The organism is Phenylobacterium sp. (assembly GCF_036563285.1).
Taxonomy (GTDB): Bacteria; Pseudomonadota; Alphaproteobacteria; order Caulobacterales; family Caulobacteraceae; genus Phenylobacterium.
Genome location: NZ_DATCMR010000011.1, coordinates 619,278 through 636,685, shown reverse-complemented (window position 1 = coordinate 636,685; position 17,408 = coordinate 619,278). Strand labels below are relative to the sequence as shown.

Sequence of the window (17,408 nt, the reverse complement as noted above, 5' to 3'; positions counted from 1 at the left end):
GCGCTGAGAGGTTCCCATGCCCTTGAAAAGTCTGGCCTAGCCGCTCTCCTGCAGCACTTTGGTCCCGCGGCGCAGGACTAGGCGGCGGCCCAGGTGCTCGGTCTGGGCGGCGGCGAAGATGGCGCGGGCCAGGACGATGCTTGCGGCCTGACCGACCACCTTCTCAGTCTCCGTCTTCGACAGGTTCCAGAGCTCGATCGTGTAGGGCAGCCTGGCCGATCCCACCGCCGCGGCGCTCAGCTGCACGACCTTCGACTCGTCTTGGCCCTTGATCATCTGGGCCGGCCGCTCAGTGGGCGCGGCCCGTCCAGCGGCTGATGACGCTGGACTTGTGGCGCAGGGTGATCGACCGGCCGGGGAACTCCCGCGTCGCGGCATAATAGGCCGCGTAGCCGATCGCGGGGCTGACGCTGACGGCCACCACCTGCTCCACAAACGCGCCGCTCTCGTCCCAGACCTCGACCTTATAGGGCAGGTCTTCGCCCTCTGTCGGGAACCCACCCAATGGTGAAGCCGTTCCGCCGTCGTCATCGGGCGGATCGGCGGGGCAATGGAACTGATGAACGCCGTGGATCATGCGGCCTCCGTCACTCGGGCGGGGACCTTTCGCATGCCTGACGGCTGTGTCAATTCGCCAGCGTTTTCGTTGTCCTACGGGATAACGCGTCTTAAATGGGCCGCCACCGACCGCAGTACGCGCTCGGGCCCGAGTGGAGCTCCATGACGGCCACGCCGAAGACCCACCTCGACGTCAACACCCTCCACTATCTGGTGGAGTCGGTCACCGACTACGCGATCTACATGCTCGACGTGGACGGCCGGGTGCTGACCTGGAATCCGGGCGCGTCGCGTCTGAAGGGCTATTCGGCGGAAGAGATCGAGGGCGAGCACTTCTCGCGCTTCTTCACCCTGGAGGATCGCCGCGCAGGCGTCCCGGAGCGCCTGATGGCGCGCGCCGCCGCGGAGGGCCGCACCGAGAGCGAAGGCTGGCGCCTGCGCAAGGACGGCAGCCGCTTCTGGGCCATGGGCTCGTTGCACGCCGTGCGGGGCGAGCACGGGGACCTGATCGGCTTCGCCAAGGTCACCCGCGACATGACCAGCGCGCGGGCTGCGCAGGAAGCGCTCATGGAGAGCGAGCGGCGCTTCCGCCTGCTCGTGGAGGGCGTGGTCGACTACGCCATCTACATGCTCGACGTGAACGGCACGATCGTGAACTGGAACAAGGGCGCCGAGCGGGCGAAGGGCTACCGCACCGCCGAGGTCGTCGGCCGGCACTTCAGCCTGTTCTACACGCCCGAGGATCGGCAGTCCGGCCTGCCCGCCCGCGCCCTGTCCACGGCGCTTCGCGAAGGCCGCTTCGAGGCCGAGGGCTGGCGTGTGCGCAAGGACGGCAGCCGGTTCTGGGCCTCGGTGGTGATCGACACGATCTACGACGAGGACGGCCGCCACCTCGGCTTCGCCAAGATCACCCGCGACATCAGCCAGCGGAAGGCGGCGGAAGAGGCGCTGGCCGAGAGCGAGCGGCAGTTCCGCCTGCTGGTCTCCGGCGTGGTCGACTACGCGCTCTACATGCTGGACCCGAACGGCATCGTCACCAACTGGAACGCCGGCGCCCAGAAGATCAAGGGCTACATGGCGGAGGAGATCGTCGGTCAGCACTTCTCGCGCTTCTACACCGACGTCGACCGCGCCGCGGCCACGCCGATGAAGGCGCTTTCCACCGCCATGGAGACCGGCCGCTACGAGGCGGAAGGCTGGCGGGTTCGCAAGGACGGCAGCCTGTTCTGGGCCAGCGTCGTGATCGACGCGATCAAGGACGAGGAGGGCCGGCTGGTCGGCTTCGCGAAGATCACCCGCGACGTCACCGAGCGGCGGAACGCCCAGCTCGAGCTGCAGCGGGCGCACGAGCAGCTCGGCCAGTCCCAGAAGATGGAGGCGTTGGGCAAGCTAACCGGCGGCGTCGCCCATGACTTCAACAACCTCCTGATGGTGGTGAGCGGCCAGGCCCAGCTGCTCAAGAACCGGGTGGGCGACGACGCCCGCGCGCTGCGTGCCCTCGACGCCATCGAGGCGGCGGCCAAGCGCGGCGAGGACCTGACCCGCCACCTGCTGTCCTTCGCGCGGCGCCAGCGGCTGCAGCCCACCGCCGTCTCCCTCACCGAGAGGCTGCCGGCGCTGAAGGAGCTGATCTCCGCCAGCCTGCCGCCCAATATCGAGCTCCGCCTCAACCTGCCCAAGGCGCTCTGGCCGGTGGAAGCCGACCCCAGCGAGCTGGAGCTCGCGCTCCTCAACCTGGCGGTGAACGCCCGCGACGCCATGCCGAGCGGCGGCACCCTGTTGCTCAGGGCCGAGAATGCGCGGATGGAGGAGAAGGGCGACCAGGGCCTGACCGGCGACTTCGTGGTGCTCAGCATCAGCGACACCGGCGTGGGCATCCCGCCGGATATCCTGCCCCGGGTGTTCGACCCCTTCTTCACCACCAAGGAGGTGAACAAGGGCACGGGTCTTGGCCTCTCCCAGGTGTATGGCTTCGCCCAGCAGTCGGGCGGGCGGGTCACGGTCGAGAGCGAGCTGGGGCGAGGGACGACCTTCAACTTCTACCTGCCGCGCGCCACCAGCCAGCCGGCCGAGCTCGCCGACGACGCACCCGTGGCCGCCGTCACCGGCGCCCGGATCCTGGTGGTGGAGGACAATCCCGAAGTGGCCGAGGTCGCCGCGGGACTTCTGGAGCAGCTCGGCCACAAGGTGAAGGTAGCGATCAGCGCCGACGCTGCCCTGCGCAGCATCGAGGCCGATCGGCCCGACCTGGTGTTCAGCGATGTGGTGATGGCTGGGGAGCTGGACGGCGTCGACCTCGCCCGCCGACTGCGCGAGGCGTACCCCGGGCTGCCGGTCCTGCTGGCCACTGGCTATAGCCAGGCGGTCGAGCGGCTGGGCGACGAGTTCCCCCTGTTGCGCAAGCCGTATCAGCTTCCCGCGCTGTCGCGCTCCGTGAACGCGCTCCTGGCGCCGCCGCCCGACCCGGACGGGAAGCTGGTGCCGATCACGCAGGCTCGCCGCGCGCGGGCGCGCAACTCGGCGACCTGACCGGAAAGGAAGAGGGGCGGCCCCGCTCTCCAAGGACCGCCCCGCACCCGGCCGGACGAAGGCGTGCGCCATGGGCGGGCTTCACTGGAACAGGCCCGGCTCCGAAAACCCCATCGCGACGACGGCGCAGAGCGGGATCGCGGCCATGATCACGTTGGCCAGGCCGATGAAGAAGGACGAGTGGAACATCTTGGCTCTCCAGGCTGTGGTACGCCGCCGAAGCGGCCATGGCGCATGGATGCCTTTTTCCGCGTACGGACGCGGTGACGACCGTCACACTATGGTCACGCTTGTTTCGGGACCGCCCCGATGACCTCGGCGACGACCGGGTCCCAAGCTCCGCTGGCGGCCTGGCGGAAGATCCGCACCGAGCGATACCAGGGCATGGAGGCCCCTGCCGCGCCGTAGCGCCACTCGGGCCGCACCGGGACCATGGCGAAACAGGTCTTGCCCAGGGCGCCGCAAAGGTGGACCAGCGCCGTCTGCACCGAGACGACCAGGTCGAGGTTGGCGACCAGCCCCGCCAACTGCTCGAAATCGTCGATCTCCGCCGGGGCGAAGGCGCGGATGTTGCGCCCGGCGAGCTCCTCGGCGACGTCGCCGTACTGCAGGCTGATGAACTCGCAGTCCGGCCGCGCCAGCAGCGGCTGAAGCTGGTCGAGCGCCATGGAGCGGCGATTGCGGCCGGTCCGTTGCGTGCCGCCGCGCCACGAGATGCCGATGCGCAGGGCGCCGGACGTCGCGCCCAGCCGCTCCGCCCACGCCTGTACGACCCTCGCCCGCGGCGCTACGAATGGCTCGCCCGGGAACTCCGCGGTCGAGCGCCGGTAGGCGCCGCCCAGGCTGCCGGCGGCCAGCACCCGCTCGAAGCCGGCCGGATCGAGCCACTCGTCCCGGCGGTCCAGGAGGCGCACCTGCGGGTAGCTGGCGGACAGCAGCCCGTGCAGCCGTCGGTCGCAGACCCAGGTGACCTCCGCCGCATCCTCCAGCAGGTCCGGCAGCATGCTGGCGTGCATCAACTGGTCGCCGATCCCCTGCTCGGCCACCACCAGCAAACTGCGGCCGGCGAGGTCGTCCCGCGAGGGGTGCAGGGTCAGGCGGGGGATCAGCTCAGGCGTGACGAACCCGTTGGACGCGGCGTTGAACAGCTGCGTCCGCCAGCGGGCCTCGTTCTCCGGCCACCCGCGGGCGAAGTCGCCGGTCAGTAGCCGAACCATGGAGCGTTCGTAGGCCGCCTGCGCCGACTGGGGCTCGAGCCGCTCGGCCTCGTCGAGAGCCGCGATCGCCTCGTCGTAGCGGCCCAGCGCCTTCTGTGCCGCGGCCATGCCCATGAGCCAGCCGGCCTTGGGGTCGAGCCGGAATGCCGTGCGGTGGCTCTCGAGCGCGTCTTCGAACCGCCCCAGCCCCATCAGGGCGTCGCCTCGCCGCGCCCAGGCGCTGGCCAGGTTGGCGTTGAGCGCCAGGGCGCGCTCCGCCGCCTCCAGGGCCTCGGCGTGGCGGTCGAGCTCGGCCAGGACCCGGGCCCGGTTGGAGTGGGCCTGGGCCAGGCCGGGGGCCACCCCGATGGCCAGGTCGTAACTCGCCAGCGCCTCGGCGGGCCTCCTGAGCTCCTGCAGGAGGTTGCCGCGGTTCACCAGGGCGGCCGCGTGACGCGGGTTGAGAGACAGCGCCCGCTCGTACCCTGCCAGCGCCTCCTCCCGACGCCCTAGCGCGTGGAGGGCGTCGGCGCGCGCAGCCTGCGCCGCCGAGTTCGACGGGTCCGCGTCGAGGGCCCGCTGCGCCGAAACCAGGCCGGCCGTCGCGTCCCCCTGCTGCAGCTGCAGGCCGGCCTTCAGGGCAAGCGCGCCGGCGTCGTCGGGCTTCGAGGCGATCGCCTGGTCCAAGAGGTCGATGGCATCGCCGAAGCGGCCGGATCGCGCCAGCGCGAGGGCGGCGGCTTGCGGGTCGTCGGGCGGGACCATGTCCCATCTAGCCCATGGCCGGCCCCGGACAAGGCGGATGACCTCCGGCCGGGGCCGGAGGTCTGCCGGTGTCCTACCGCGGCGCGGGGTACTGGATGCGCGGGCGCAGGTTCTCCACCACCGCGCGGGCGTCGAAGGCGCGCGGGTCGTCCGCGGGCTTGGCGCCCTTGCCCATCACGACCTCGGCCGAGGCCTCGAACCGCTGCACCGTGCGCACGTCCACGCGGTTGGCCCAGAACGGGTCGCCCCAGAAGGGATCCCAGCTGCGCCAGCCGAAGCCGCGGCCGTAGTACCGCCAGGACGGCCGCCACCACATGTAGCCGGGGCCGTACCACGGCCGGTAGAAGGGGTCCGGTTCGACGTACGTGCGCGCGTCCCGCTCGGTCGCGCGATCGACGATCGTGAACCAGTCGTAGCCGCTCTGCACCGTGAGTTCGGCGGCCCGGAAGAGCAGGTAGCCCTCCACCGTTTCGCGTGAGGTGAGGGTGTTGCCCCGGAAGTTCACCCGGAAGCGGTTGGGCTCCAGGCGGATCTCCGAATAGCCGCCGGACGTCTGCTGCCCGGGGATGTTCGGCTGGTAGGGGGTAGGCGTGGCGCAGGCCGCCAGCGCGGCCGCTAGAGCCGCGGCGATGGCGGAAACGGCCAATCTTTTAGACATCTGACGTCTCGAAACTGTAGCGACGTCCCTCGAGGGACATGTATGCCGCAGAACACTCGGCGGCAATAAGTGGTTGCTCGACCAGCGTTATCACGCGCCCGCCGTCGCCAGCACGTAGGCGGCCTTCCCCAGCGCGCCGAACAGCAGCACGCCGGCCGCCACGGCCTGGATCAGGAACCCCGCCTCCCGCTTCGCCGGGTCGGCGACGTAGCCCAGCGCATAGACGATCCGGCCCACGATCCACACGACGCCCACGGCCGCGGCGACCCATTCCGGCCAGTAGACGGCGAACAGCCACAGCGACGGCAGGAAGATCGGCAGCCACTCCAGGGTGTTCTCGTGCACCCGGATACTGCGCTCCAGCAGCGGATCGCCGGTCATGGCTGGCGCCTTGATGCCGGTCTTTGTGCGGGCCCGGGCCACGCCCAGCCCATCCAGACGTAGGTCAGGAGCGCGACAAGGGTGACGATCGTCACGAGGCTGTGCGGCTGCATGTTTCCCCCGAAGCTTGGCCTTATCGCCGACCTTCGCACGGTTGTGCCGCCGAAAGGAACCACCGCAGGAGGGCTGCGAGTTTATCGTCCGGGAGGGGGGCCCGTTGGGAGAGCGGCCGATGACCGCCGAGTCCACCCCGATCTCGATCGACTACGACCCCGAGCGCGCCAAGCTGCTCGTCGGGCTGGAGAGCGGCGAGCGCTATGTCTACGTCGGCGTGCCCGGCGAGGTGCACCGGTCGTTCGTCGAGGCCGACGCCAAGGACCGGTTCTTCCAGGCCGAGATCCGCGACTGCTATCCGTTCAACCGGCTGGACGCCTAGGCGCCCTTCAGCCGCTTGTCCCGCTGGGCGGTGACCCGCAGGCGCAGCGCGTTGAGTTTGATGAAGCCTGCCGCATCGCGGTGGTCGTAGGCGACCGCGCCCTCCTCGAAGGTGACCAGCTCCTGGTCGTAGAGGCTGTGCGGGCTGGTGCGGCCGACGATGGTGACGTTGCCCTTGTAGAGCTTCACCCGCACCTGGCCGGTCACGTGCTGCTGCGACAGGTCGATGGCGGCCTGCAGCATCTCGCGCTCAGGCGCGAACCAGAAGCCGTTGTAGATCAGGCCGGCGTACTTCGGCATCAGCTCGTCCTTCAGGTGCATGGCCCCGCGGTCGAGGGTGATGCTCTCGATGCCTCGGTGGGCCGCGAGCAGGATGGTCCCGCCGGGCGTCTCGTAGACCCCGCGCGACTTCATGCCGACGAAGCGGTTTTCCACGAGGTCCAGGCGGCCCACGCCATTGTCGTGGCCGAGCTGGTTCAGCCGGGTCAGCAGGGCGGCCGGCGAAAGCTTCTCGCCGTCGATGGCCACTGGGTCGCCCTTCTCGAAGTCGAGGGTGAAGACCGTGGGAGTGTCCGGCGCGGCCTCGGGTGAGATGGTCCGCTGGTGGACGAACTCCGGGGCCTCGACGGCGGGGTCCTCCAGGACCTTCCCCTCGGAGGAGGAGTGCAGCAGGTTGGCGTCGACGCTGAACGGCGCCTCGCCCAGCTTGTCCTTGGAGATCGGGATCTGGTGCTCGCGGGCGAAGTCCAGCAGGGCCTCGCGGCTCTTGAACTTCCACTCCCGCCAAGGCGCGATGACCCGGATGTCGGGCTCCAGCGCATAGTAGCTGAGCTCGAAGCGGACCTGGTCGTTCCCCTTGCCGGTGGCGCCGTGGCAGACGGCGTCGGCGCCCACCTGCCGGGCGATGTCGATCTGGGCCTTGGCGATCAGCGGCCGGGCGATCGACGTGCCCAGCAGGTACTGGCCCTCGTAGACCGTATTGGCCCGGAACATCGGGAAGACGTAGTCGCGGACGAACTCCTCGCGCAGGTCCGGCGTGAAGATGTTCTCCTCCTTCACGCCCAGCATGCGCGCCTTCTCGCGCGCCGGCCCCAGCTCCTCGCCCTGTCCGAGGTCGGCGGTGAAGGTGACCACCTCCGCGCCATACTCGGTCTGCAGCCACTTCACGATGGTGGAAGAATCGAGGCCGCCCGAGTAGGCGAGCACGACCTTCTTGACGGGCTTGTCGGCCATTTCTGCGGGGCGGTCCTTCAAAGGCGGGAGGAAGAGGTCGCGCGCCTTTAAGGGCCAATACCCGGAAGGTTCAAGGCTTAAGCGCGCCTTCCTCGGCCAGGGTCCGCATCGCCGCGGTCAGCCACAGGAAGTGGAATAGGGCCAGCAGCGAGGCCGCAAACGCCCGCACGCCGAAGATCAGGAGCTGCGCGTTCACGGTCTCGGCCAGCCGCGCGGCGAGCAGGAAGGCCAGGCCCACCATCGTCGCCAGCGCCGGCACGAACACCAGGGCGACGTTTCGCGGCGCGCGCCAGCCGCTGGCGCCGAGCGTCATCGGCACCCGCGTCTGCGGTTCGATCCGGCGCATGGCCTGGCGCGAGGCGCCGGCGACCAGCGAGAGCGCCACCACCCAGATGGCGTCGGCGATGTAGACGAGCAGCATCTCAGACCGTGACCTGGGTGCCCATCTCCACCACGCGGCCGGGCGGGATCTTGTAGAAGTCGGTGGGGTTCGCCGCGTTCTTCATCAGGAAGATGAACAGCTTGTCCTGCCACAGCGGCATGCCCGACTGCGCCGACGGCACCACCGAGCGCCGCCCCAGGAAGAAGCTCGTCGCCATGATGTCGAACTTCAGTCCCTGCTTGCGGCACAGCCCCAGCGCCTTGGGGATGTTTGGGCTCTCCATGAAGCCGTAGCTGACGACGATCTTCTTGAAGTCCTCGTTGATCGGCTCGATGCGGATGCGTTGGTCCTCCGGCACCCGGGGGGTCTCGGCGGTGTGCACCGTCAGGATGATGTTCTTCTCGTGCAGCACCTTGTTGTGCTTGAGGTTGTGCATCAGAGCCACGGGGGCGGTGTCCGGGTCCGAGGTCAGGAAGATCGCCGTCCCTGGCGCGCGATAGGGCCCGCGGGCCTTCAGGATGTCGGAGAGCTCGAGCAGGGGCAGGCTGTCGCGGCGGGCCTTCTCGGAAAGGATCTGGGTCCCGCGCTGCCAGGTCAGCATGACCGCAACCAGGATCACGCCCAGGAGCAGGGGCGCCCACGCGCCCTGCGGGATCTTCAGGAGGTTGGCGCCCACGAAGACGATGTCGATGACGCCGAAGAATCCGGCGCCGAGCGCCGCCTGCCACAGCGGCCGCTTCCACAGGTGCCGGATGATCACGAAGAACAGCAGGGTGTCGACCAGCATCGCCCCGGTGACCGCGATGCCATAGGCCGAGGTCAGGTTGTCAGAGGTCTTGAACAGGACGATCAGCCCCAGCACGCCGACCAGCAGCATCAGGTTGATCTGCGGCACGAAGATCTGGCCCGCCTGGGTCTCGCTCGTCCGGCGGATGTCCATCCGCGGCAGCAGGCCCAGCGACACCGCCTGCTGGGTGACCGAAAAGGCGCCGGTGATCACCGCCTGGCTGGCGATGATGGTGCCCACCGTGGCCAGCAGCAGCACGGGCCAGTAGACGACCTCCGGGATCATCTCGAAGAACGGATTGGCGCGGGTCTCCGGATGGGCGAGTACCATCGCGCCCTGGCCGAAGTAGTTGAGCAGCAGGCAGGGCAGGACCAGGAACGCCCATGCGGCCCGCAGGGGGCCCTTCCCGAAGTGCCCCATGTCCGCATAGAGGGCCTCCGCGCCGGTCACCGCCAGGAACACGCCGCCCAGGATGAGGACGCCCAGCACCCCGTTCTGGATCAGCATCAGCACGCCATAATGCGGGGACAGGCCGGACAGGATGCTCGGGTCATCGGCGATGTGCAGCGCCCCGAGCGCGCCCAGGGTGAGGAACCAGGCGACGGTGATCGGGCCGAAGAATTTGCCGACGCTGGCCGTGCCGCGCGACTGCACCGCGAACAGTCCCACGAGGATGCCGATGGAGATCGGCATCACCCACGGCGCCAGCAGGTGGCCGATGCCGGGGGCGACCTTCAGGCCCTCCACGGCGCTCACCACCGAGACAGCCGGCGTCAACACCCCGTCGCCGTAGAACAGCGCCGCCCCGATGATGCCGAGGATCAGCACGAATATGGACCTGCGGCCCTTGATCAGCCGCTGGGCCAGCGCCATCAGCGCCAGGGTGCCGCCCTCGCCCTTGTTGTCGGCGCGCATCAGGAAGATCACGTACTTGACCGTGACGATCATGATCAGCGCCCAGGTGATCAGCGAGACCACCCCCAGCACCGTCAACCGGTCGGCTCCGCCGCTCTGGGTGTTCGCGAGCGCCACGCGCATGGCGTAGAGCGGGCTGGTGCCGATGTCGCCGAACACGACGCCGACCGAGCCCACCGCCAGGGCCCAGAAGCCTTCATGATGTGGGGAGCGGGCGTCGCCCTCCGACGCGCCAGCGGCGTCGACCGTCGGATCAGCCATCCAAGATCTCCGGGAACAGGATAGATCGGTTCCCTTGGGCGGCCCGATGCCGTCACGCGGCCGGCGCGATACACCCAAACCAGACCCCTTTCAATGGGATGGGCTCCGGTGTTTGTTCCACCGGCGAGGGGGAGGGACCAGGCGCATGGACCGCAGACTGGCGCTGGTGACGGGCGCTTCGGCCGGCATCGGGGCGGCGTTGGCGCGGATGTTCGCCAGCCACGGCTACGACGTGGCGATGACCGCGCGGCGCATGGAGCGGCTGGAGGCGCTGGGCGAGGAGATCCGCCTGCGCTGGGGCGTGGAGGCCCTGCCGGTCCCCGCCGACCTGGCCGATCCGGAGGGCCCCGGGCAGATCCTGGATGCGCTCACCGCCCACGGCCGCAGCGTCGACGCCCTGGTCAACAACGCCGGCTACGGCCTGCCCGGGAGCTACGGCGAGACCAGCTGGGCCGACCAGCAGGCCTTCCTGCAGGTCATGCTGACGGCGCCGTGCGAGCTCGCCCACCGGGTCCTGCCCGGGATGATCGCCCGCCGCTTCGGCCGCATCGTCAACGTGGCCTCGCTCGCCGGCCTGATCCCGGGCTCCGCCGGCCACACCCTCTACGGGCCCACCAAGAGCTTCCTGGTTAAGTTCAGCCAGGGGCTGCACCTGGAAGGGCAGCCGCACGGCGTGCACGTCACCGCGCTCTGCCCCGGCTTCACCTATTCCGAGTTCCACGACGTCAACGGCACCCGCAGCCAGGTGTCGAGCGCCACGCCGACCTGGATGTGGATGGGCTCCGACGAGGTCGCTGCGGCAGGCTACGAGGCGGTCGAGGCCAACCGGGCCGTCTGCGTCCCCGGCGCGCCCAACAAGGCCATCGCCGCGCTCGCCAAGCTGGTCCCCGACGAGTGGGCGCTCGCCCTCATGGCCAGCCAGGGCAGCCGCTTCCGGAAGCTCTAGTGGGCCTTCTCGTAGGGCGCCGCGGCGTCGTGGCGGATGAAGCCGCGGGTGGCGTCCGAGAAGCCCGACAGGATGAACTGCACCGCCATGGCGCAGAGGATCAGCCCCAGCACCCGCACCACGATCGAGAGCCCGATCTTCCCCAGGATCCGGCTGATCACCGGGGTCAGTTGGAAGATCACGAAGGTGCTGATGGCGACCGCAGCGATCACGCCCACGCCGATGGCGGCGCCGGGCAGGCCCAGGCTCCGGCCCTGGGTGGCGTAGATGATCACCGTCGAGATCGCGCCCGGCCCGATCAGCAGCGGCATGGTGAAGGGCACGATCATCCGCTCGAACCGCGCGGCCACCGTCTCCTGCCGCTTCGGCTTGGCGCCCTCGGCGTCGGCCTCCTTGCTGGACTGGTGGCCGCGGACCATCTCCAGGCCGGCGATGAACAGGATGATCCCGCCTGCGATCCGGAAGGCGGGGATCGAGATGCCGAAGAACGCCAGCAGGGCCACGCCGGTGAAGTAGAAGAAGGCGAGGAACCCCAGGGCGAACAGCGAGATCAGGGCGGCGATCTGCATCCGCTCGCGGCCGCTCTGGCCGGTCGTCGCGGAAGCGAAGAACGGCACCATGCCGATCGGATCCAGGAGCGCGAACAGCGCCACGAAGAAGTTGACCGCGAAGTCCCACTGGCTCATGCACGGCTCTTAGCCCAAATCGACGTGCGCCGGACACCCCGGCGCCTGCCCGGAGCCTGACCCATGGCCGCCGCTGCGCCCGCGCAAACCCGGCTCCGCGCCGACCCCCGCCTGATCGTGCCGCTCGACGTGCCCACCGCCGACGAGGCGCGGGCGCTGGTCGAGGCGCTGGGGGACACCGTCGGATTCTACAAGGTGGGGCTCGAGCTCTTCGCCTCGGACGGCATGGCGCTGGCCCGCGAGCTGAAGGGCCAGGGCAAGCAGGTGTTCCTCGACTGGAAGCTGCACGACATCGGCACCACGGTGCAGCGGGCCGCGGCGGCACTCGCCGGCTCCGGCTGCGACTTCCTCACCGTCCATGGCGAGCCGCAGGTGATGGCCTCGGCGGTCCGCGGCCGCGGCGCCTCGGGCCTGAAGATCCTGGCCGTCACCGTGCTCACCAGCCTCACCGACGAGGACCTGCAGGACATGGGCTATGCGGAGACCGCCCGCGCCCTCGTCGAGCGCCGCATCCATCAGGCGATCGCCGCCGGCTGCGACGGCGTGGTGGCGAGCCCGCACGAGGCGGCCCTGGCCCGCTCGCTGGGCGGCCGCGACTTCCTGGTGGTGACGCCGGGCGTCCGTCCCGACTGGGCGGCGAAGAACGACCAGGCCCGCGCCGCGACCCCGCTGGAAGCGCTGAAGGCCGGCGCCAGCCACATCGTCTGCGGCCGTCCCATCACCGCCGCCAACGACCCACAGGGCGCCGCGCTCCGCGTGGCAGCCGAGATGAGCCAGGCCGGCTGATTTCCCTCCCCTGATGGGGAGGGACAGCGCGCCTGCGGCGCGCAGTGAGGAAGTGTGGGGAAGGGTCCCAGGCGCCGGCGCTTAGCCCTCACCTCCTCACCCGTCTCGCTTGGCTCGCCGCCCTCCCCTCAGGGGAGGGAAAACAGCGCTCAGAAATCCACCGCGATGCCCTTGCGCTCCCAGTCGCCGAAGCGCGTCGGCTCCAGGCCCCGCGGCCCGCCGTCCTCGGGCGGGCGCTCGGCGGCGTCCGTCGCGCGCCGGCGGGCCTCGGCCTCTTCGAGGGCGCGACGGGCGGCAGGCGTCAGCGCCTTGCCGGGCGCGGCGTTGGGCGGCGTGTGGTCCATGTCTTTGATCTAGGTCGCGGCGCGACCAAGCGCCAGCGTTGCCTTTTCCACGGAACGCTGGTTTTTCCCGGCGCAATCGTTTTCGGGGGAAAACACACAATGTCTCGTATTTCGACCGCCTTCTTCGGCGCCGCGGTGCTGTATGCGCTCGTCGGCATGGGTCTCGGCATGATGATGGGGGCGTCCAACGACCACACGCTCTCGCCGGTGCACGCCCACATCAACCTGCTGGGCTGGGCGAGCCTGGCTATCATGGGCGCCTTCTACGGCATCGCCGGCGCGCGCACGCCCGGCAAGCTGGCGTGGGCCAACTTCGTCGTCTCGAACGTCGGCAACCTGATGTCGCTGCCGATGGTGGCCATGGTGGTGCAGGGCAAGCAACCGATCCTGCCGATGCTGATCGGCGGCGAGGTGCTGATCGTGCTCGGCATGGTGCTGTTCGGGGCCGCCGTGGTGATGGTGGGGGCGAGGTCGCCGGCCGCCGCGGCCTGAACCCTCTTGCGCCCGTCGGCCTGAGAGGGCACGCCCGGCGGCGTGAGCCCTGAACCTTCCGCCGACGTCGCCGGGCTGCCCGCCCGGGCCGCCGCCCTCGCCCTGCTGACCGCGGCGCTCGCCCGCCGCGGCGGTATCGACGAGGGCCTGAGCCATCCGGCGCTCAAGGCGCTGGCGCCGCGCGACCGGGCCTTCGCCCGCGCCCTGGTGATGGCGACGCTGCGCCGGCTGGGCCCGATCGACTCCGCCCTGCAGGCGAGGCTCGCCAAGCCGCCACCGGACCGGATCGTGCAGATCCTGCGCTTGGGCGTGGCCCAGGCCTTCGTGCTGAAGACGCCGGTCCATGCCGCCGTCGGCACCGCAGTCGACCTCGCGGCGGCGGACAATGGGAGCCGGCCCCTGAAGGGCCTGGTCAACGCCGTGCTGCGCGGCCTCACCCGCGAGCCGCCGAGGCTTGACGATCCGGACCAGCTCGCCCCGCCCTGGCTCTACGCCCGCTGGCGCGCCGCGTTCGGCGAGGCCGAGGCCCGCGCCGTGGCTGGCCAGATCGCCGACGAGCCCGCCACGGACCTGTCGCTCAAGGATCCTGCGGAGGCCGACCGCCTCGCGTCCGAGCTCGAGGGCGAGGTGCTTCCCGGCGGCGCCGTGCGCACGGCCCGCGGCGGCGACGTCTCCACCTGGCCGGGTTTCGCAGAGGGCCGCTGGTGGGTGCAGGACGCCTCCGCCGCGGTCCCGGCCCGCCTGCTGGCCGTGCAGCCGGGCGAGACCGTCCTCGATCTCTGCGCCGCGCCCGGCGGCAAGACCCTGCAGTTCGCCGCCGCCGGCGCCCGGGTCACGGCCGTCGACCGCTCCGCCGGCCGCCTGAAGCGCGTCACGGAGAACCTTGCCCGCACCGCGCTTTCCGCCGAGGTAGTCACGGCCGACGCCACCCAGTGGACTGACCGCCGCCGCTTCGACGCCGTGTTGCTGGACGCGCCCTGCTCGGCCACCGGCACCTTCCGCCGCCACCCGGACGTGCTCTGGGCCGCCAAGCCGTCGGACATCGCAACCCTTGCGGCCCTCCAGAGCCGCCTGCTGGACGCGGCGGCCCGCCGGGTGAAGCCCGACGGCCGGCTGGTCTACTGCGTCTGCTCCCTGGAGTCGGAAGAGGGCCAGCCTCAGGTCGAAGCCTTCCTCGCCCGCACGCCCGAGTTCGTGCTCGATCCGATCGCCGCTGGCGAAGGCGGCGCGCCGGACGCCAGCCTGACTCGGGCCGGAACCTTGGCTATCCTGCCGCACCACAGGACCGGCGGGACCGACGGCTTCTTCGTCGCCCGGATGCGCCGCAGGAGCTGAGCATGTTCGCGGCGATGGCGATCGCACTGGTGACGCGGCTGGGCGACCTCTCCGCCTACCCGGAGCTCGCCAGGTACGCCGACCTGCCGCGCGACGTGCGCGTCTTCATCGACCGGCGCATGGGCTGCAACCACTGGCTGGGCGAGGCGGCCTACGACCGCGACCGCGCCCGCGAGATCGACCGGGCGCTGCGCCAGCTCGCCTGCGTCCGCCTGGACCTGGACGAATCCCGTCTCAAGCGCCGCCACTTCCGCTCCCCCCGCGTCTTAAAGGCGCTGGACGAAACCCGCGACCACCTCTGGTAGGCGGGGCCGCATCAGATTATGCGGGGCGCATGGCGGCTCCCGTGATCATCGCGCCCTCCATCCTGGCCTCGGACTTCTCGCGGCTCGGCGAGGAGGCGCGTGCGGTCGAGGCGGCCGGCGCCGACTGGCTGCACGTGGACGTGATGGACGGCCACTTCGTGCCGAACATCACCATCGGGCCGGACGTCGTGAAGGCGCTCAAGCCGCACGTGAAAATCCCGTTCGACTGCCACCTGATGATCTCGCCGGCGGACCCTTACCTCGAGGCCTTCCGCGCCGCTGGGGCGGACGTGATCAGCGTGCATCCGGAAGCCGGCCCGCACCTGAACCGCACGCTGCGCCGCATCCGCGAGCTGGGGGCCAGGGCCGGCGTCGTGTTCAACCCGTCCACCGATCCCGCCTGCATCGAGTGGATGATGGACGACGTGGACCTGGTGCTCGTGATGAGCGTGAACCCGGGCTTCGGCGGCCAGAGCTTCCTGCATTCGCAGCTGAAGAAGGTCGAGCGGTTGCGCCAGATGATCGACGCCTGCGGGCGGGACATCATACTGGAGGTGGACGGGGGCGTGACGCCCGAGACCGCACCGCTCTGCCTGTCGGCCGGCGCCACGGCTCTGGTGGCCGGCAGCGCCGTCTTCAAGGGCGGGCCGGACCGGTACGCGGACAACATCCGCGCGCTGCGCGGCGGCTGATGGTGACGGGCGTGGCCGGTCTCTCCAGCCTGCCCGGAGGGAACGCCGCCGTGGCGCTGGGCGTCGCCGCCCGCCGCCGCCTGACCAGTGAATTCACCGGCACGCCGCTGCACCGCTGGAACTTGGCCTATCCGCGCCCGGAGGGCCTCGCCGCCGCGCCACGCGACCTTCGCCCCACCGACGGAGAGACCGGCCGGCGGATCCTGGCTGGCGCCTTCGTGTTCGGCGGCGCCGGCGTCACGCCCGGCCCGCGCGGCGATCCCTTCGACCGCCCGAGCCCCGACCGCCGATTTGCGGTCGCGCTGCATCGCATGGGCTGGCTGAGGGACCTGCTGAGCTTGGGCGACGCGGGCGCCGACGAAGGCCTGCGGCTGGTTCTCGAGTGGCGTCGCAGCTTCGGCCGCTGGAACGCCTTCGCCTGGAGCCCGGAGGTGCTCGAGCGGCGGGTGTTCAACCTGGCCTGCGCCGCGCGCGCCATTTGCGCGCGGGCCTCCGATGCCGAGATCGCCGTCATCTCCCTCGACCTCGCCCGCCAGGCTCGGTTCCTGTTGCAGGCGGACGAGGGCCCTGCCCGCGCCGCGGAACGGGCCTGCGCCGCCGCCGTGGCCGCGACCGCGCTGGCTGGCCGCGCCGGCGAGCGGCTGCTGGCCCGGGCCCTCAGGACCCTGGAGCGCGCCCTGCCGGTCAGCGTCACGCCCGACGGCGGCCACGCCTCGCGCAGCCCGCAGGCGGCGCTGGAGCTGCTCTTCGACCTGCTGACCCTCGACGACGCCCTGGTGCAGCGCGGCGTGGCGGCGCCGGACGAGGTGATGCGCGCGCTCGACCGGCTGGCTGCGGCCGTACGCTTCTTCACCCTGGCGGACGGCAAGCTCGCAGCCTTCCAGGGCGGCGAGGAGCTGACCGCGTCCTACGTCGCCGCAGCGCGCGCGAACGACGGGATGGAGGATCGGGCGGTCCCCGCCACCCGCAACGGCTACCACCGCCTTGAGGCCCGCTCGCTGCAGGTGATCGCCGACGCCGCGCCGCCCGCCGAGGGGCCGTGGAGCGTCACCGCCTGCGCCCAGCCCTTGGCCATCGAGGTGCTGGCCGGCGCCAAGCGGCTTATCGTCGGCGGCGGCTGGTCCCCGGACGCCCACGCGCCCCAGGCCATGCGGCTGGTGGACGCCGCCTCCACGGTCAGCGTCGGAGACGCCGCTTGCGGCGAGCCGGTGCGGGGCTTCTCCGCGGACGTGCTGGGGCCGCGCCTGGCCGAGACCTACGACGCGGTGGATGCGCGCCGGCACGAGGCGGCCGGCGCCCTGTGGCTCGAGCTCGCCCACGACGGCTGGGTGAAGCGCTTCGGCCTGCGCCACGAGCGGCGCCTCTACATCGACGTCGCGGCCGACGAGCTGCGCGGTGAGGACGTCTTCACCGCCGCGGGCGCGGTGAAGGGCCCGGCCGGCCGCCGCTTCGTGCCCTTCATGGTCCGCTTCCACCTGCACCCCGAGGTGTCCGCCCTGATCGCGCGCGACAAGAAGAGCGTGCTGCTCAAGGCCGAGGGCCAGGAGCACGGCTGGTGGCTGCGCAACGACGCCATCGAGGTCGCGCTCGAGCCCTCGGTCCACTACCAGAACGGCCAGGCCCGCCGCTCGCAGCAGATCGTACTCCGCGGCCAGGCCCGCCTCGACGCGGGGGCCAAGATCCGCTGGAAGCTGAGCGCCGCAGAGTCGCGTTGACGGGCGT

General features: G+C 70.8%; 19 protein-coding genes. 9 read left to right on the top strand and 10 right to left on the bottom strand.

The window, feature by feature from the left end; genetic code table 11:
- Positions 1-36: 36 nt before the first annotated feature.
- Together VIL76_RS13790 and VIL76_RS13785 are read right to left on the bottom strand one after the other, a co-directional pair.
- Positions 37-276, bottom strand: a complete 240-nt coding sequence (locus VIL76_RS13790; RefSeq protein ID WP_332045605.1) for a hypothetical protein — start codon at positions 274-276, stop codon at positions 37-39.
- A gap of 13 nt (positions 277-289) precedes the next feature.
- A complete protein-coding gene (locus VIL76_RS13785) occupies positions 290-577 on the bottom strand; it encodes a hypothetical protein (protein ID WP_332045604.1) in 288 nt (95 codons plus the stop codon).
- 95 nt (positions 578-672) lie between these two features.
- Between VIL76_RS13785 and VIL76_RS13780 the strand changes: the two genes are divergently transcribed.
- Complete coding sequence (locus VIL76_RS13780; protein WP_332045603.1) at positions 673-3,087, top strand: PAS domain S-box protein; 2,415 nt, start codon at positions 673-675, stop codon at positions 3,085-3,087.
- A 284-nt stretch (positions 3,088-3,371) separates the two neighbouring features.
- Here the strand turns inward: VIL76_RS13780 and VIL76_RS13775 are convergent, their stop codons facing one another.
- The 3 genes from VIL76_RS13775 to VIL76_RS13765 form a co-directional block, all read right to left on the bottom strand.
- Positions 3,372-5,048 (bottom strand): tetratricopeptide repeat protein, encoded by a 1,677-nt coding sequence (locus VIL76_RS13775; RefSeq protein ID WP_332045602.1) that lies wholly within the window; start codon positions 5,046-5,048, stop codon positions 3,372-3,374.
- Between the two features lie 73 nt (positions 5,049-5,121).
- Complete coding sequence (locus VIL76_RS13770) at positions 5,122-5,706, bottom strand: CC0125/CC1285 family lipoprotein (protein ID WP_414695435.1); 585 nt, start codon at positions 5,704-5,706, stop codon at positions 5,122-5,124.
- A gap of 90 nt (positions 5,707-5,796) precedes the next feature.
- Positions 5,797-6,087, bottom strand: coding sequence for an MAPEG family protein (locus tag VIL76_RS13765; protein WP_332045600.1), 291 nt, complete (start codon positions 6,085-6,087; stop codon positions 5,797-5,799).
- Between the two features lie 232 nt (positions 6,088-6,319).
- On the opposite strand from VIL76_RS13765, the gene VIL76_RS13760 reads away from it, so the two are divergent.
- Positions 6,320-6,523 (top strand): KTSC domain-containing protein, encoded by a 204-nt coding sequence (locus VIL76_RS13760; protein WP_332045599.1) that lies wholly within the window; start codon positions 6,320-6,322, stop codon positions 6,521-6,523.
- On the opposite strand, the gene VIL76_RS13755 is transcribed toward VIL76_RS13760, so the two are convergent.
- The 3 genes from VIL76_RS13755 to VIL76_RS13745 all read right to left on the bottom strand — a co-directional run bounded on the left by VIL76_RS13755 (position 6,520) and on the right by VIL76_RS13745 (position 10,100).
- Positions 6,520-7,755: an argininosuccinate synthase gene (locus VIL76_RS13755; RefSeq protein WP_332045598.1), complete on the bottom strand. Its 1,236-nt coding sequence runs from the start codon at positions 7,753-7,755 to the stop codon at positions 6,520-6,522. The two genes, VIL76_RS13760 and VIL76_RS13755, sit on opposite strands and share 4 nt — an antisense overlap.
- 70 nt (positions 7,756-7,825) lie before the next feature.
- Positions 7,826-8,176: a hypothetical protein gene (locus VIL76_RS13750; protein WP_332045597.1), complete on the bottom strand. Its 351-nt coding sequence runs from the start codon at positions 8,174-8,176 to the stop codon at positions 7,826-7,828.
- Position 8,177: 1 nt separating this feature from the next.
- Entirely contained in the window at positions 8,178-10,100 is a 1,923-nt protein-coding gene (locus VIL76_RS13745) for a potassium transporter Kup (protein ID WP_332045596.1), read from the bottom strand.
- Between the two features lie 145 nt (positions 10,101-10,245).
- Between VIL76_RS13745 and VIL76_RS13740 the strand changes: the two genes are divergently transcribed.
- On the top strand, positions 10,246-11,046 hold the full coding sequence (locus tag VIL76_RS13740; RefSeq protein WP_332045595.1) for an SDR family oxidoreductase: 801 nt from the start codon (positions 10,246-10,248) through the stop codon (positions 11,044-11,046).
- On the opposite strand, the gene VIL76_RS13735 is transcribed toward VIL76_RS13740, so the two are convergent.
- Entirely contained in the window at positions 11,043-11,732 is a 690-nt protein-coding gene (locus VIL76_RS13735) for a MarC family protein (RefSeq protein ID WP_332045594.1), read from the bottom strand. The two genes, VIL76_RS13740 and VIL76_RS13735, sit on opposite strands and share 4 nt — an antisense overlap.
- 63 nt (positions 11,733-11,795) lie before the next feature.
- Between VIL76_RS13735 and pyrF the strand changes: the two genes are divergently transcribed.
- Positions 11,796-12,518, top strand: coding sequence for an orotidine-5'-phosphate decarboxylase (gene pyrF, locus VIL76_RS13730; protein WP_332045593.1), 723 nt, complete (start codon positions 11,796-11,798; stop codon positions 12,516-12,518).
- 149 nt (positions 12,519-12,667) lie between these two features.
- Here the strand turns inward: pyrF and VIL76_RS13725 are convergent, their stop codons facing one another.
- Positions 12,668-12,862, bottom strand: a complete 195-nt coding sequence (locus VIL76_RS13725) for a DUF1674 domain-containing protein (RefSeq protein WP_332045592.1) — start codon at positions 12,860-12,862, stop codon at positions 12,668-12,670.
- A 99-nt stretch (positions 12,863-12,961) separates the two neighbouring features.
- Here VIL76_RS13725 and VIL76_RS13720 point away from each other — a divergent pair, with 99 nt between their 5' ends.
- Genes VIL76_RS13720 through VIL76_RS13700 form a run of 5 tightly spaced genes read left to right on the top strand, consistent with a single transcriptional unit; the run spans position 12,962 to position 17,401 of the window.
- Positions 12,962-13,354: a hypothetical protein gene (locus VIL76_RS13720; RefSeq protein WP_332045591.1), complete on the top strand. Its 393-nt coding sequence runs from the start codon at positions 12,962-12,964 to the stop codon at positions 13,352-13,354.
- A gap of 42 nt (positions 13,355-13,396) precedes the next feature.
- Positions 13,397-14,689, top strand: a complete 1,293-nt coding sequence (locus VIL76_RS13715; protein WP_332045590.1) for an RsmB/NOP family class I SAM-dependent RNA methyltransferase — start codon at positions 13,397-13,399, stop codon at positions 14,687-14,689.
- Between the two features lie 2 nt (positions 14,690-14,691).
- The gene (locus VIL76_RS13710; protein ID WP_332045589.1) at positions 14,692-14,994 is read left to right on the top strand and encodes a hypothetical protein; all 303 of its coding nucleotides are present in this window, start codon (positions 14,692-14,694) and stop codon (positions 14,992-14,994) included.
- A 29-nt stretch (positions 14,995-15,023) separates the two neighbouring features.
- Positions 15,024-15,686: a ribulose-phosphate 3-epimerase gene (gene rpe / locus VIL76_RS13705; RefSeq protein ID WP_332045588.1), complete on the top strand. Its 663-nt coding sequence runs from the start codon at positions 15,024-15,026 to the stop codon at positions 15,684-15,686.
- 11 nt (positions 15,687-15,697) lie between these two features.
- Positions 15,698-17,401 (top strand): heparinase II/III family protein, encoded by a 1,704-nt coding sequence (locus VIL76_RS13700; protein ID WP_332045587.1) that lies wholly within the window; start codon positions 15,698-15,700, stop codon positions 17,399-17,401.
- Positions 17,402-17,408 lie beyond the last annotated feature (7 nt).

What these genes read in the sequence shown, in the direction of transcription:
- VIL76_RS13790 (WP_332045605.1), bottom strand. Translation starts at nt 276, where the DNA reads ATGATCAAGGGCCAAGACGAGTCGAAGGTCGTGCAGCTGAGCGCCGCG.
- VIL76_RS13785 (WP_332045604.1), bottom strand. Translation starts at nt 577, where the DNA reads ATGATCCACGGCGTTCATCAGTTCCATTGCCCCGCCGATCCGCCCGAT.
- VIL76_RS13780 (WP_332045603.1), top strand. Translation starts at nt 673, where the DNA reads ATGGGCCGCCACCGACCGCAGTACGCGCTCGGGCCCGAGTGGAGCTCC.
- VIL76_RS13775 (WP_332045602.1), bottom strand. Translation starts at nt 5,048, where the DNA reads ATGGTCCCGCCCGACGACCCGCAAGCCGCCGCCCTCGCGCTGGCGCGA.
- VIL76_RS13770 (WP_414695435.1), bottom strand. Translation starts at nt 5,706, where the DNA reads ATGTCTAAAAGATTGGCCGTTTCCGCCATCGCCGCGGCTCTAGCGGCC.
- VIL76_RS13765 (WP_332045600.1), bottom strand. Translation starts at nt 6,087, where the DNA reads ATGACCGGCGATCCGCTGCTGGAGCGCAGTATCCGGGTGCACGAGAAC.
- VIL76_RS13760 (WP_332045599.1), top strand. Translation starts at nt 6,320, where the DNA reads ATGACCGCCGAGTCCACCCCGATCTCGATCGACTACGACCCCGAGCGC.
- VIL76_RS13755 (WP_332045598.1), bottom strand. Translation starts at nt 7,755, where the DNA reads ATGGCCGACAAGCCCGTCAAGAAGGTCGTGCTCGCCTACTCGGGCGGC.
- VIL76_RS13750 (WP_332045597.1), bottom strand. Translation starts at nt 8,176, where the DNA reads ATGCTGCTCGTCTACATCGCCGACGCCATCTGGGTGGTGGCGCTCTCG.
- VIL76_RS13745 (WP_332045596.1), bottom strand. Translation starts at nt 10,100, where the DNA reads ATGGCTGATCCGACGGTCGACGCCGCTGGCGCGTCGGAGGGCGACGCC.
- VIL76_RS13740 (WP_332045595.1), top strand. Translation starts at nt 10,246, where the DNA reads ATGGACCGCAGACTGGCGCTGGTGACGGGCGCTTCGGCCGGCATCGGG.
- VIL76_RS13735 (WP_332045594.1), bottom strand. Translation starts at nt 11,732, where the DNA reads ATGAGCCAGTGGGACTTCGCGGTCAACTTCTTCGTGGCGCTGTTCGCG.
- pyrF (WP_332045593.1), top strand. Translation starts at nt 11,796, where the DNA reads ATGGCCGCCGCTGCGCCCGCGCAAACCCGGCTCCGCGCCGACCCCCGC.
- VIL76_RS13725 (WP_332045592.1), bottom strand. Translation starts at nt 12,862, where the DNA reads ATGGACCACACGCCGCCCAACGCCGCGCCCGGCAAGGCGCTGACGCCT.
- VIL76_RS13720 (WP_332045591.1), top strand. Translation starts at nt 12,962, where the DNA reads ATGTCTCGTATTTCGACCGCCTTCTTCGGCGCCGCGGTGCTGTATGCG.
- VIL76_RS13710 (WP_332045589.1), top strand. Translation starts at nt 14,692, where the DNA reads ATGTTCGCGGCGATGGCGATCGCACTGGTGACGCGGCTGGGCGACCTC.
- rpe (WP_332045588.1), top strand. Translation starts at nt 15,024, where the DNA reads ATGGCGGCTCCCGTGATCATCGCGCCCTCCATCCTGGCCTCGGACTTC.